16 protein-coding genes are annotated in these 13295 nt (G+C 72.0%); 14 read left to right on the top strand and 2 right to left on the bottom strand.

The features are described from left to right. Positions 1–167 precede the first annotated feature (167 nt). Positions 168–1748, bottom strand: coding sequence for an oxidoreductase (locus HEP85_RS11340; protein ID WP_168527674.1), 1581 nt, complete (start codon positions 1746–1748; stop codon positions 168–170). A 173-nt stretch (positions 1749–1921) separates the two neighbouring features. Between HEP85_RS11340 and hisD the strand changes: the two genes are divergently transcribed. From hisD to hisF, 8 genes are all read left to right on the top strand, one after another. Then, positions 1922–3247, top strand: coding sequence for a histidinol dehydrogenase (gene hisD / locus HEP85_RS11335; protein ID WP_168527673.1), 1326 nt, complete (start codon positions 1922–1924; stop codon positions 3245–3247). Beyond that, positions 3244–4350 (top strand): histidinol-phosphate transaminase, encoded by a 1107-nt coding sequence (locus HEP85_RS11330; RefSeq protein WP_248001892.1) that lies wholly within the window; start codon positions 3244–3246, stop codon positions 4348–4350. Before hisD ends, HEP85_RS11330 begins: the two co-directional genes overlap by 4 nt. Beyond that, on the top strand, positions 4347–4940 hold the full coding sequence (gene hisB / locus HEP85_RS11325; protein WP_153291100.1) for an imidazoleglycerol-phosphate dehydratase HisB: 594 nt from the start codon (positions 4347–4349) through the stop codon (positions 4938–4940). Before HEP85_RS11330 ends, hisB begins: the two co-directional genes overlap by 4 nt. Positions 4941–5025: 85 nt before the next feature. Then, a complete protein-coding gene (locus HEP85_RS11320; protein WP_168527671.1) occupies positions 5026–5190 on the top strand; it encodes a hypothetical protein in 165 nt (54 codons plus the stop codon). Next, positions 5181–5828: an imidazole glycerol phosphate synthase subunit HisH gene (gene hisH / locus HEP85_RS11315; RefSeq protein ID WP_211117913.1), complete on the top strand. Its 648-nt coding sequence runs from the start codon at positions 5181–5183 to the stop codon at positions 5826–5828. The genes HEP85_RS11320 and hisH overlap by 10 nt, the downstream gene beginning before the upstream one ends. Then, positions 5825–6550, top strand: coding sequence for a bifunctional 1-(5-phosphoribosyl)-5-((5-phosphoribosylamino)methylideneamino)imidazole-4-carboxamide isomerase/phosphoribosylanthranilate isomerase PriA (gene priA / locus HEP85_RS11310; RefSeq protein WP_168527669.1), 726 nt, complete (start codon positions 5825–5827; stop codon positions 6548–6550). The genes hisH and priA overlap by 4 nt, the downstream gene beginning before the upstream one ends. After that, the gene (locus HEP85_RS11305) at positions 6547–6945 is read left to right on the top strand and encodes a RidA family protein (protein ID WP_168527668.1); all 399 of its coding nucleotides are present in this window, start codon (positions 6547–6549) and stop codon (positions 6943–6945) included. The genes priA and HEP85_RS11305 overlap by 4 nt, the downstream gene beginning before the upstream one ends. Continuing rightward, positions 6942–7697 carry an imidazole glycerol phosphate synthase subunit HisF gene (hisF, locus tag HEP85_RS11300; RefSeq protein WP_168527667.1) on the top strand — a complete coding sequence of 252 codons (756 nt, stop codon included), beginning with the start codon at positions 6942–6944 and terminating at the stop codon, positions 7695–7697. The genes HEP85_RS11305 and hisF overlap by 4 nt, the downstream gene beginning before the upstream one ends. Positions 7698–7857: 160 nt before the next feature. Here the strand turns inward: hisF and HEP85_RS11295 are convergent, their stop codons facing one another. Beyond that, a complete protein-coding gene (locus tag HEP85_RS11295) occupies positions 7858–8493 on the bottom strand; it encodes a TIGR03085 family metal-binding protein (RefSeq protein ID WP_329287225.1) in 636 nt (211 codons plus the stop codon). Between the two features lie 131 nt (positions 8494–8624). Between HEP85_RS11295 and hisI the strand changes: the two genes are divergently transcribed. The 6 genes from hisI to trpC all read left to right on the top strand — a co-directional run bounded on the left by hisI (position 8625) and on the right by trpC (position 13176). After that, positions 8625–9026, top strand: coding sequence for a phosphoribosyl-AMP cyclohydrolase (gene hisI / locus HEP85_RS11290; RefSeq protein WP_168527666.1), 402 nt, complete (start codon positions 8625–8627; stop codon positions 9024–9026). Positions 9027–9037: 11 nt separating this feature from the next. Further along, positions 9038–10525 carry an anthranilate synthase component I gene (locus HEP85_RS11285; RefSeq protein WP_168527665.1) on the top strand — a complete coding sequence of 496 codons (1488 nt, stop codon included), beginning with the start codon at positions 9038–9040 and terminating at the stop codon, positions 10523–10525. A 52-nt stretch (positions 10526–10577) separates the two neighbouring features. Continuing rightward, positions 10578–11231, top strand: coding sequence for a TIGR02234 family membrane protein (locus tag HEP85_RS11280; RefSeq protein WP_369657684.1), 654 nt, complete (start codon positions 10578–10580; stop codon positions 11229–11231). 182 nt (positions 11232–11413) lie between these two features. Continuing rightward, positions 11414–11665 (top strand): HGxxPAAW family protein, encoded by a 252-nt coding sequence (locus HEP85_RS11275; RefSeq protein WP_168527664.1) that lies wholly within the window; start codon positions 11414–11416, stop codon positions 11663–11665. 87 nt (positions 11666–11752) lie between these two features. Continuing rightward, positions 11753–12199: a DUF2752 domain-containing protein gene (locus tag HEP85_RS11270; RefSeq protein ID WP_168527663.1), complete on the top strand. Its 447-nt coding sequence runs from the start codon at positions 11753–11755 to the stop codon at positions 12197–12199. A gap of 167 nt (positions 12200–12366) precedes the next feature. Further along, a complete protein-coding gene (trpC, locus tag HEP85_RS11265) occupies positions 12367–13176 on the top strand; it encodes an indole-3-glycerol phosphate synthase TrpC (RefSeq protein ID WP_168527662.1) in 810 nt (269 codons plus the stop codon). Positions 13177–13295: the final 119 nt, after the last annotated feature.

Here is a 13295-nt window from a genome sequence, read left to right as displayed (position 1 = left end):
CGACCATTGAAAGCCGCAGGTCGGAGCCGTGCCAGAGGGAGGCGGTGACGCTTTCGTAACCGTCGATTGGTTGTACGCCGAACAGTCAAGAAAAGGCAAAAAATGACTGTTTCTCAGCTATTGAACCCTGGTCAACAATAGCGGCCGCGCCCCCGGCCCCACCGTCGTCAGCTGCGTCGCAGCAGCCGTGTCGCTCCCGCCGCCACCGTCGTCGCCAGGATCCAGCCGAGCAGGATCACCACGGCGGCCAGCCACTGCCAGCCGCCGCGCAGCTGCCAGACGCCCACCTGTCCGAGGTCGACCACGGGCAGCAGCAGGTCCAGGGCGAACAGCGCCGCGTTCCACGGCGGATGTCCGCCGTCGTCGACCGGCGGATGGCTCGCGTGCGAGAAGGCGATCGACGTCGCCGCCCAGAGCAGCGCCATCCACAGGGCCGCACGGCCGGGCCGGTACCCGTAGCCGACCGTCCAGTCCTGCGCGTACCCCCACAGCTTGGCCGCGAGCGGCAGCGTCTCGCGGCGGCGGCGCTGCTTGGCGAGCAGCACCTCGCGCGCGTCCTCGTCCTCGCCGGAGTCGCGCAGCACGGTGGCCAGCCGCTCGTACGGCTCCGGGCTGTACTCGGCGGTCGCCGCCGCCACCCACTCCAGGCGCCGCGTCAGCGGGAACGCGCCCTGGGGCACGAGGTTCTCGTAGCTGAAGCCGCCCATGTGCAGATTGCCCGGCGGGGGCCAGCTGTCCGCGCGGTCGACCAGGTTGACGATCCGCGCCCCGGACAGCACGACCTTGCCCCGCTCGGGCCGTTCCCCGAGAAAGCGCAGTTCCGGCGTCTGCACCCGCAGCAGTGACAGCTCCTGGTCGTCGTCGAAGATGAAGCGGGCCCGCTCGAAGTCGACCGCGTCCCCGAACCGTCCGTCGTCCAGCCGTATCCCGCCCCGGCACTCGAACCGCTGCACCAGGGTGCCGCGCGCCGGGGTGGTGCCGCTCGTCAGCCAGGGCGCGCCGACGGCCGCGGGTGTCATGTAGAGCGTGCGGTTGACGGTGAGCTGGGGGGCGTTCAGGGCGAGCCGGGTGTACGGATTGCTCAGGCTGCTGCCGCGCAGGCTGAGCGAGACGCCGACGGTCGCGCCGCGCAGGCTCAGCTCGCCGTGCGACTCCAGCATCTCCGCCTGCAGGTCCTGCCCCACGGTCATGCCGTCGCCGGTGATCGAGCGGCCGCGCCGGTCCCGGTAGACCACGGCCTGGTTGAGCATCAGGTCGGTGCCGATGTGCGCGTCGGTCAGCCGTACGCCGTTGTGGAAGCGGCAGCGCGGCAGATGCAGGTCGCCCTCCGTGTGCACCCGGGCCGCCTCCAGGCGCGGCACCGAGCAGTCGACGAGGCGTACGGTCGTGAAGCGGGCCTCCGGCAGCAGGATCTCCTTCTCGAACCGGCACCCCTTCAGCTCGACGTACGGCACCACGGTGCCGCCCGCGAGGTCCAGGACGTCGGAGATCTGCACGCCGGTCAGCTTCAGGGAGGCGACCCGGCCCTGCAGGGCGGGCGGCCCGTCGAGCAGCAGCCACGCCACGATCCGCGCCCGCACACTGCGCTCGGGCCCCCAGGGGTGGCCGCCGTGCGGATCGTCCACGGCGATGTCCCCGTCGCGCAGGTCGTACACGCTGCCGTTGCGGAAGGCCTGCCACATCCCGGCCTCGGCGGCGGTCAGTTCGTCCGGCAGGTCCCCGCCGCGGATGCCGGCACCCTCGGTCACGGTGCTTCCCTTCCTCCCCAGCTACTCGCGGGTTCGTACAACCGTTCATGCCCGCTGTGTGACAGGCCGAACGCTACTGGTGACGGCGATGTGCCGGGGGAGGGGCGGGTGGCTTGTATCAGCCATTGATACAGGCGACCGGCGCCTTATCTCGGTCTGAGAGAATTGCCTACGTGATCTCCCGAATCGATCTGCGCGGCGACGCCCTCCCCGAAGGCACCGCCCTGCGCGACCTGCTGCCCCGAGCCGACTTCGACGTATCGGCCGCCCTGGAGAAGGTGCGTCCGATCTGCGAGGCCGTGCATCATCGGGGGGACGCGGCACTGATCGACTACGCGGAGAAGTTCGACGGCGTTCGGCTGGAAGCCGTGCGGGTCCCGGCCGAGGCCCTCACGGACGCCCTGGAGCGGCTCGACCCGGCCGTCCGCGCGGCCCTGGAGGAGTCCATCCGCCGGGCCCGTATGGTCCACCGCGCGCAGCGCCGCACCTCGCACACCACCCAGGTCGTGCAGGGCGGCTCGGTCACCGAGAAGTGGGTGCCGGTCGACCGCGTCGGGCTGTACGCCCCCGGTGGCCGCTCCGTGTACCCGTCGTCCGTGATCATGAACGTGGTCCCGGCGCAGGAAGCCGGCGTCGGGTCCATCGCGCTCGCCTCCCCGGCCCAGTCCGCGTTCGGCGGCCTGCCGCACCCGACGATTCTCGCGGCCTGCGCCCTCCTCGGTGTCGACGAGGTGTACGCGGCCGGCGGCGCCACGGCCGTCGCGATGTTCGCGTACGGCACCGAGTCCTGCCCGTCCGTCGACATGGTGACCGGCCCCGGCAACATCTGGGTCGCCGCCGCCAAGCGCTACTTCACCGGCCGGATCGGCATCGACGCGGAGGCCGGACCGACCGAGATCGCCGTCCTCGCCGACGAGACCGCCGACCCGGCGCACGTCGCCGCCGACCTGATCAGCCAGGCCGAGCACGACCCCCTGGCCGCGGCCGTCCTGGTCACCGACTCGCCGGCCCTCGCGGACGCCGTGGAGAAGGAACTCGAACCGCAGGTCGCGGCCAGCAAGCACATCGAGGACCGGATCGTCCCGGCCCTGAACGGCCGGCAGTCCGCGATCGTCCTCGTCGACGGCGTCGACGAAGGCCTGCGGGTCGTCGACGCCTACGGCGCCGAGCACCTGGAGATCCAGACGGCCGACGCGGCGGCGGTCGCCGACCGGGTCAGGAACGCCGGAGCGATCTTCGTCGGCCCCTGGGCCCCCGTCTCGCTCGGCGACTACGCGGCGGGCTCCAACCACGTGCTGCCCACCGGCGGCTGCGCCTGCCACTCCTCGGGCCTGTCCGTCCAGTCCTTCCTGCGCGGCATCCACATCGTCGACTACACGCGGGACGCGCTCGCCGACGTGGCGCACCACGTGGTGACGCTCGCGGAGGCGGAGGACCTGCCCGCGCACGGCGCGGCGATCAAGGCCAGGTTCGGATGGAAGGTACCCGAGGGCAAGTGACCGGCATCGACGATCTCCCCGTACGGGACGAGCTGCGCGGCAAGTCCCCCTACGGCGCGCCCCAGCTCGACGTCGCCGTACGGCTGAACACCAACGAGAACCCCTACCCGCTGCCCGAACCCCTCGTCGAGCGGATCGCCGAGCGGGTGCGTGAGGCCGCCCGCGACCTCAACCGCTACCCCGACCGGGACGCCGTGCAGCTGCGCACCGAGCTGGCCAGGTACCTGACGAGGACCGGCGGACACCGGGTCGGCGTCGAGAACGTCTGGGCGGCCAACGGCTCGAACGAGGTCATCCAGCAGCTGCTGCAGACCTTCGGCGGACCCGGCCGTACGGCGATCGGCTTCGAGCCCTCGTACTCGATGCACGCGCTGATCGCGCGCGGCACCGGCACCGGCTGGATCGCCGGCCCGCGCGACGAGGACTTCACCATCGACCCCGCCGCCGCCGAGCGGGCCGTCGCAGAGCACCGCCCCGACGTCGTCTTCCTCACCACCCCCAACAACCCCACCGGCAACGCGCTGCCGCGCGAGACGGTCGTCGCGCTGTACGAGGCCGCACAGGCGGCCAGGCCGTCGATGGTGATCGTGGACGAGGCCTACGTCGAGTTCAGCCACGGCGACTCGCTGCTGCCGCTGCTCGAAGGACGGCCGAATCTCGTCGTCTCCCGCACGATGTCGAAGGCGTTCGGCGCGGCCGGGCTGCGCCTGGGCTATCTCGCCGCGCACCCGGCGGTCGTCGACGCCGTGCAGCTCGTACGGCTGCCGTACCACCTGTCGGCCGTCACCCAGGCCACGGCCCTGGCCGCCCTGGAGCACACCGACACCCTGCTGGCCTACGTGGAGCGCCTGAAGGGCGAGCGGGACCGGCTGGTCACCGAACTGCGCGCGATCGGGTACGAGGTGACCGAGTCGGACGCCAACTTCGTGCAGTTCGGGCGATTCACGGACTCCCACGAAGCGTGGCAGAAGATCCTCGACCGGGGCGTCCTGGTCCGGGACAACGGCGTACCGGGCCGGCTGCGGGTCTCCGCGGGCACCCCGGCCGAAAACGACGCGTTCCTGGACGCGGTCCGTGAGTTGAAGAAGGAGCAGAGCGCATGAGCCGCGTCGGAAGAGTGGAGCGGACGACCAAGGAGACGTCGGTCCTCGTCGAGATCGACCTCGACGGGTCCGGCCAGGTAGAGGTGTCGACGGGCGTCGGCTTCTACGACCACATGCTCGACCAGCTCGGGCGGCACGGTCTGTTCGACCTGACCGTGAAGACCGAGGGCGACCTGCACATCGACTCGCACCACACCATCGAGGACACCGCGCTCGCCCTGGGCGCCGCCTTCAAGCAGGCGCTCGGCGACAAGGTGGGCATCTACCGCTTCGGCAACTGCACGGTCCCGCTGGACGAGTCGCTCGCCCAGGTGACCGTCGACCTCTCCGGCCGCCCCTACCTCGTGCACACCGAGCCCGAGAACATGGCGCCGATGATCGGTGAGTACGACACGACGATGACCCGGCACATCCTGGAGTCCTTCGTCGCCCAGGCCCAGATCGCGCTGCACGTGCACGTGCCCTACGGGCGCAACGCGCACCACATCGTGGAGTGCCAGTTCAAGGCCCTGGCCCGGGCGCTGCGCTACGCCTCCGAGCGCGACCCGCGCGCCGCGGGCATCCTCCCCTCCACGAAGGGCGCGCTGTGAGCGCGGCCCGAGCGGCCACCGCGCCGCACACGACGACGCCCGCCGCGCCCTGCCACGCGGGCGCAGAAGCGAACGGAAAGACACTGTGACCGGCCTGTCGAGCATCCTGATCGTCGTCGGACTCTTCCTCCTCGGCGGCATCTACTCCTTCGTCAAGCAGGAGATGCCCAGGAGCCTCATCGTGCTGCTCTCCATCGGCGCCGCGATGTGCCTGGTCGCGGGGGTCATGAGGCTGGCGGTGTGGAATTGAGCGGCTCCAGGAAGGTCGTCGTCTTCGACTACGGCTTCGGGAACGTGCGCTCCGCCGAGCGCGCCCTCGCCCGCGCCGGCGCCGACGTCGAGATCACCCGTGACTACGACACGGCCATGAACGCGGACGGGCTGCTGGTGCCGGGCGTCGGCGCCTTCGCCGCCTGCATGAAGGGCCTCAGGGACGCCCGCGGTGACTGGATCATCGGCCGCCGTCTGGCAGGCGGGCGCCCGGTGATGGGCATCTGCGTCGGCATGCAGATCCTCTTCGCCCGGGGCATCGAGCACGGCGTGGAGACCGAGGGCCTGGACGAGTGGCCGGGCTCGGTCGAGCCGCTGCAGGCCGACATCGTGCCCCACATGGGCTGGAACACGGTCGAGGCACCGGCGGACTCGCGGCTCTTCGCGGGGCTCGGCGCCGACGCGCGCTTCTACTTCGTCCACTCGTACGCCGTCCACGACTGGTCCCTGGACGTCACGAACCCGGCGATCCGCGCGCCCCTGGTCACCTGGGCGACACACGGCGAGCCCTTCGTGGCGGCCGTCGAGAACGGCGCGCTGTGGGCCACCCAGTTCCACCCCGAGAAGTCCGGCGACGCCGGAGCCCAGCTCCTCACCAACTGGATCGGAACACTGTGAGCAAGCTCGAACTCCTCCCCGCCGTCGACGTCCGCGACGGCCAGGCCGTCCGGCTCGTGCACGGCGAGTCGGGGACGGAAACTTCTTACGGCTCCCCCCTGGAGGCCGCCCTCGCCTGGCAGCGTTCGGGCGCCGAGTGGCTGCACCTGGTCGACCTGGACGCCGCCTTCGGGACCGGTGACAACCGCAAGCTGATCGCCGAGGTCGCCGGCGCCATGGACATCAAGGTCGAGCTGTCCGGCGGCATCCGCGACGACGACACGCTCGCCGCCGCCCTCGCCACCGGCTGCACCCGCGTCAACCTCGGCACCGCCGCCCTGGAGACCCCCGAATGGGTCGCCAAGGTCATCACCGAGCACGGCGACAGGATCGCGGTCGGCCTCGACGTACGCGGCACGACACTGCGCGGACGGGGCTGGACCCGCGACGGCGGCGACCTCTACGAGACGCTGGAGCGCCTCGACTCCGAGGGCTGCGCGCGCTACGTAGTCACGGACATCGCCAAGGACGGCACGCTGCAGGGCCCGAACCTGGAACTGCTCAGGAACGTCTGCGCCGCGACGGACCGCCCCGTGGTCGCCTCCGGCGGGGTCTCCTCCCTGGACGACCTGCGCGCCATCGCCGCGCTCGTGCCCCTCGGCGTCGAGGGCTCGATCGTCGGGAAGGCCCTGTACGCGGAGGCGTTCACGCTGGAAGAGGCCCTGGAGGCGGTGGCCCGGTGAGCGGCGTCCGACGCGTCACGGGCGGCGCGCCCTGGGAGGACACCTTCGGGTACTCCCGCGCCGTGGAACTTCCCAACGGTCTGGTGCTGGTCTCCGGCTGCACCTCCGTGATCGACGGCTCGATCGTCGACGGCGGCCCCTACGAGCAGGCGATCACCTCCTTCGGTGTCGCGCTCGCCGCGCTGAAAGAGCTCGGACTCGGCCGCGACGACGTCGTACGGACCCGTATGCACCTCACCCATGCCCGGGACGTGGAAGAGGTCGGACGCGCCCACAAGGAGCTCTTCGACTCCGTCCGCCCCGCCGCATCCATGATCATCGTCTCCGGCCTCGTGGACCCGCGGCTGGTCGTCGAGGTCGAGGTGGAGGCGTACCGGGAGGCGACGCAGTCATGACCCTGGCCGTACGAGTGATCCCCTGCCTGGACGTGGACAACGGCCGGGTCGTCAAGGGCGTCAACTTCCAGAACCTGCGCGACGCGGGCGACCCGGTCGAGATGGCCAAGGTGTACGACGCCGAGGGCGCCGACGAACTGACGTTCCTGGACATCACCGCGTCCTCCGGCAACCGCGAGACCACGTACGACGTGGTGCGGCGCACGGCCGAGCAGGTCTTCATCCCGCTGACCGTGGGCGGCGGGGTGCGCACCGCCGAGGACGTGGACAAGCTGCTGCGGGCGGGCGCGGACAAGGTCGGGGTCAACACGGCCGCGATCGCCCGGCCCGACCTCATCCGTGAGATCGCCGAGCGTTTCGGCCGTCAGGTCCTCGTGCTGTCGGTGGACGCCCGGCGCACGGAGAGCGGTTCCTTCGAGGTCACCACCCACGGGGGCCGCAAGGGCACCGGCATCGACGCCGTCGAGTGGGCCCACCGGGCCGCCGAGCTGGGCGCGGGCGAGATCCTGCTCAACTCGATGGACGCGGACGGCACGAAGGACGGCTACGACATCGAGATGATCGAGGCCGTCCGCAAGCACATCACCGTGCCGCTGATCGCCAGCGGTGGCGCGGGCCGGCTCGCCGACTTCCCGCCCGCCGTCGGCGCGGGCGCCGACGCGGTGCTCGCCGCGTCCGTCTTCCACTTCGGGGATCTGCGGATCGGCGAGGTGAAGGAGACGCTGCGAGGGGCGGGGCATCCCGTCCGCTGAACCCGCCGACCCCACTGAATCCGCCGACCCCGCCGACCCCGCCGAACCCGATGCCGCGATCAGCCGCCGCCGGGCCTCGGCGGCCGGGCGGTGGGGGCCGGGCGGTGACAGGGCGGGAGGGGGCCGCCCGGGGCCTGACGCCCCGGAGCCTGCCCCGCGGTCAGATCCCGAGCTGCTTCGTGTCGTGCAGCTTCGCGATCGCGTCCTCGTCGCCGGCCAGCTCCACGTCCGCCGCCTTCTGCCGCCCGAACGCGAACATCAGCAGCTCCGAGGGTTCACCGGTCACGGTCACGACCGGCGTGCCCTTGTGCGCGACCGCCGTCTGCCCGTCCGGGCGGCGCAGCACCAGTCCGGTCGGGGCGCCCCGGCCGGCCAGCCGCGCCGTGCGCTCCAGCCGGGACCACAGGGCGTCCTGGAAGACCGGGTCCAGCTCGCGCGGCGTCCAGTCGGGCCGCGCCCGCCGTACGTCCTCGGTGTGGACGTAGAACTCCACCGTGTTCGACGCCTCGTCGATCTGCTTCAGTGAGAAGGGCGAGAGCCGCGGCGGCCCCGTACGGATCAGCTGGATCAGCTCCTCGTACGGCTTCTCCGCGAACTCCGCCTGCACCCGCTCCAGGCGCGGCGCGAGCTGCTTGATCAGCAGCCCGCCCGCGGCGTCGGCACGGCGCTCGCGCACCACCACGTGCGCGGCGAGGTCACGGGTGTTCCAGCCCTCGCACAGGGTGGGGGCGTTCGGACCCGCGGTCTCCAACAGGTCGGCGAGCAGAAGTCGTTCACGCTTGGCATGGGTCGACATGCCGGTAAGCCTACGACCGCCCCGGCACTCCGCCCAGTGGAGGGAGGCGTCCTGGGGACACCGGGGGGACACGAGGTCCGGCCTGTGGACAACCGCCGGACGCGTCCCACCGGCGCGGCACAATGGTCTCCATGACCAGCACGCCCCCGCCCAGCGGGCCCAGCAGCCTCGACCCCGAGATCGCCGCGCGCCTCAAGCGCGGCGCCGACGGACTCGTCCCCGCCATCGCCCAGCAGTACGACACCGGTGAGGTGCTGATGCTCGGCTGGATGGATGACGAGGCACTGCACCGCACGCTCACCACGGGCCGCTGCACGTACTGGTCGCGCAGCCGCGGGGAGTACTGGGTGAAGGGCGACACCTCCGGCCACTTCCAGTGGGTGAAGTCCGTGGCGCTCGACTGCGACGCCGACACCCTCCTCGTCCGGGTCGACCAGGTCGGCGCCGCCTGCCACACCGGGGAGCGCACCTGCTTCGACGCCGACGTACTGCTCAAGGACGCCGTCACCGACGCGACGTCACCAGGTCAGTAAGGTCATCCGCCATGGACCTCGAGACCTTCCGCAAGCTGGCCACCGACCGCCGTGTCATCCCCGTCAGCCGCAAGCTCCTCGCGGACGGCGACACGCCGGTCGCGCTGTACCGCAAGCTGGCCGCGGAGCGTCCCGGCACCTTCCTCCTGGAGTCCGCGGAGAACGGCCGCGCCTCCTTCGCCTGGTCCCGCTACTCCTTCGTGGGCGTCCGCAGCCACGCCACCCTCACGGAGCGCGACGGGCAGGCCCACTGGCAGGGCACCCCGCCCGTCGGTGTCCCCGTCGAGGGCGATCCGCTCGCCGCCCTGCGCGCCACCATCGAGGCGCTCCACACCCCGCGCGGCGAGGGCCTGCCCCCGTTCACCGGCGGCATGGTCGGCTATCTGGGCTACGACATCGTCCGCCGCCTGGAGAAGATCGGCCCCGGCGAGCGCGACGACCTGAAGCTCCCCGAGCTGACCATGCTGCTCACCAGCGACCTCGCGGTCATGGACCACTGGGACGGCTCGGTCCAGCTGATCGCCAACGCGATCAACCACAACGACCTCGACACCGGTGTCGACGAGGCCTACGCCGACGCGATCGCGCGCCTCGACGCCATGGAGGCCGACCTCTCGCGCGCCGTCTCGCAGCCCCCCGCCGCGCTGCCGCCCTCCGAGCTGCCCGAGTACACCGCGCTGTGGGGCGGCCCCGACTTCCAGCGTGCCGTCGAGGACGTCAAGGAACGCATCAGGGCGGGCGAGGCCTTCCAGGTCGTGCCGTCCCAGCGCTTCGAGACACCGTGCACGGCCAGCGCGCTGGACGTGTACCGGGTGCTGCGGGCGACGAATCCGTCCCCGTACATGTACCTCTTCCGCTTCGACGGGTTCGACGTCGTCGGGTCGTCCCCGGAGGCCCTCGTGAAGGTCGAGGACGGGCAGGCGATGGTGCACCCCATCGCGGGCACCCGGCCGCGCGGCGCCACCGTCCAGGAGGACCAGGCCCTCGCCGACGAGCTGATCGCCGACCCCAAGGAGCGCGCCGAGCACCTGATGCTCGTCGACCTCGGACGCAACGACCTCGGACGGGTCTGCGAGCCCGGCTCGGTTGAGGTCGTCGACTTCATGTCCATCGAGCGGTACTCGCACGTCATGCACATCGTCTCCACCGTCACCGGCCGGGTCGCGGCGGGCCGCACGGCCTTCGACGTCCTCACCGCCTGCTTCCCCGCGGGCACCCTCTCCGGCGCCCCCAAGCCACGCGCGATGCAGATCATCGACGAACTGGAGCCCTCCCGGCGCGGGGTGTACGGCGGTTGCGTCGGCTACCTCGACTTCGCGGGCGACTCCGACACGGCCATCGCCATCCGTACGGCCCTGCTGCGCGACGGCACCGCGTACGTGCAGGCGGGCGCCGGAATCGTCGCGGACTCGGACCCCGTCGCCGAGGACGACGAGTGCCGCAACAAGGCGGCCGCCGTCCTGCGCGCGGTGCACACGGCCAACCGGCTCGGCCAGTAGGACAAGGCTCACGTGAACCCCGGGTGACGGTTCGCCCGGGGTTCAGGCGATAGTGGGGTACGTGACTGCCGTACCTCCCCCCCGATCCGAAGCCGCCGGCCCCGCCCGGGCCGGCCGCCGCAGCCTTGGCATCGCCCTGCTCTGCGGCGCCCTCGGCGCGGCAGTGGCCCTGCTCGCCACCCGGCAGACCTGGTCGCAGGGCACGGCGACGGTCGCCGGCGGCGCCTTCCCGCTGACCGCCAGGGGCAGCGACGTCACGGGAGTGCCCGCGGCGCTCGCCGTGGTGGGCCTCGCCGCGCTCGTCGCCGTCTTCGCCGTCCGCCGCTCCGGACGCCTGCTGGTCTCGGCGCTGCTCGCGCTCTCCGGAGCGGGCGCGGTCGTCGCGGCCGTGCTCGGCGCCGGCGACGACTCCGCGCTCGACGAGAAGGCCGCGGCCGCGTCCGGCGACACCGCCGCCACCGCGGACGCCCTCAGCCACACCGCCTGGCCTTACGTCGCCGCGGCGGGCGGTGCCCTCATCCTCATCGCCGGGCTGCTCGCCCTGCGCTACGGACGGCTGTGGCCCGCGATGTCGGGGCGCTACGAGCGGGACGGGACACCCCGGCCGCGCAAGGCCAGACCTGTCGAACCCGACCGGCCCGAGGACCTCTGGAAGGCCCTCGACCGCGGCGAGGACCCCACGGGGCCGGATCCGGCCGGGACCTAGGCCCCAGGCCCTTCGGGCTCTCCCCCAGGGCCTTCAGCGGGCCCTGGGCCCCGGACTCGGTCACGACGTGACGCATCAGACGTGTGACGAGCGACCCCCGCGCTCACGATGGACGTCCGAGTACGGGACAATGGACTGTGAGCGTCCGACTCACACACGCACACAGCAACGAGGAGCAAGACATGGCGGGCAGCAGCCACGGTCACACCCCGGCCGCCTGGACCGGTGTCATCATCGCCTTCATCGGTTTCTGCGTCTCCGGTGCCTTCATGGTGATGGCCGACCCGCTGGGCTTCTGGGCCGGCATGGTCATCGTTCTGCTCGGCGGTGTCGTCGGCATGGCGATGCGGGCGGCGGGTCTGGGCCAGCCGAAGGCCAGCACCGCGTCCGCTTCCACCCCGCCCGTCCGTGAGGCCGTCGGCGCCGAGAGCTGACCCGAGCAACTTCTCCAGAGGCGGTCCCGGTGCCGGGACCGCCTCTCGCGTGTCCGTGACGCGCGCCCCGCACGCGAGAGGGGCAGAATGCGTGACGTGAACGCCGAAACCCAGAGGGCACCGCGCACGCGCGTCCCGCTCGTACTGCGGCGCCTCGGCGTCCCGGTCGGCGTGCTCGGGGCCGTCGTGGCCGCCTTCGCGTACGTCGGGGCCGTGGACCCCAACCAGCCGGGGCACTACCCCGTCTGCCCGCTGCTGCGCTTCACGGGCGTGTACTGCCCCGGCTGCGGCGGTCTGCGCAGTGCGCACGCCTTCGTGCACGGGGACCTCGCCACGGCGCTCACGGACAACGCGCTCGCCGTCGTGGGCTATATGGCCTTCGCGGCGGTGTGGACCGTCTGGGTGGTCCGTTCGGCACGCGGCCTGCCACCGCGGACCGACCTGGGACCCGTGCAGCTGTGGAGCGTCGGCGCCTTGGCGCTGATTTTCACGGTTGTCCGGAACCTGCCCTTCGGTGGCTGGCTGCACCCTTGATCAAATGACAAATGTCCAGGTAGTGGGACCGGCGTCAACCGGATGTGAGGCATGGCTCCTCCTCCGGATACCATCGGAGTGACCCATAGGGACCGCCGGGACGGCGGTGCCGGGTCGACAGGCTCAACCGCTTCAACCGTTCACCGTCAGGGAAGGGGGCCGCTCGCGTGAGTGTGCTCGACGAGATCATCGACGGAGTCCGTGCCGACCTCGCGGAGCGGCAGGCGCGCGTCAGCCTCGACGAGCTCAAGGAGCGCGCGGCGAAGGCTCCTGCGGCCAAGGACGGCGTGGCAGCCCTGCGGGGTGACGGCGTCAAGGTCATCTGCGAAGTCAAGCGCTCCAGCCCGTCCAAGGGCGCCCTCGCCGCGATCGCCGACCCGGCCGGACTGGCCGGGGACTACGAGGCGGGCGGCGCGTCCGTCATCTCGGTCCTGACCGAGCAGCGCCGCTTCGGCGGCTCGCTGGCCGACCTGGAGGCCGTCCGCGCCAAGGTCGACATCCCCGTGCTGCGCAAGGACTTCATCGTCACGTCGTACCAGCTCTGGGAGGCCCGTGCGTACGGCGCCGACCTCGCTCTGCTGATCGTGGCCGCCCTCGACCAGTCGGCCCTGGAGTCCCTCATCGAGCGTGCCGAGTCCATCGGGCTCACGCCGCTCGTCGAGGTGCACGACGAGGACGAGGCCGAGCGGGCGGTGGACGCCGGCGCGAAGGTCATCGGCGTCAACGCGCGCAATCTGAAGACCCTCAAGGTGGACCGCTCCACCTTCGAGCGGGTCGCCCCCGAGATCCCGGCCGGCGTCGTCAAGGTCGCCGAGTCCGGCGTCCGCGGGCCGCACGACCTCATCGCGTACGCCAACGCGGGCGCCGACGCGGTCCTGGTGGGCGAGTCCCTCGTCACCGGGCGCGACCCGAGGACGGCGGTCTCCGACCTCGTCGCCGCCGGGGCCCACCCCGCGCTGCGGCACGGACGGAACTGACGGACCGATGGCCACCCCGACCCACGCCCTCGCCGTTCCCCGTCCGGGCCCGCGCCCGGACGGCGGTCCGGCGCGCGTGCGGTCGGCCGCTCCCGGCCCGGCCCACGACGTGAACGCGG

Source organism: Streptomyces sp. RPA4-2, from assembly GCF_012273515.2.
In the GTDB taxonomy this organism is placed as follows: domain Bacteria; phylum Actinomycetota; class Actinomycetes; order Streptomycetales; family Streptomycetaceae; genus Streptomyces; species Streptomyces kaempferi.
Note: the sequence above shows the minus strand (reverse complement) of the source record. Positions and strands in the feature narration are given on the sequence as shown.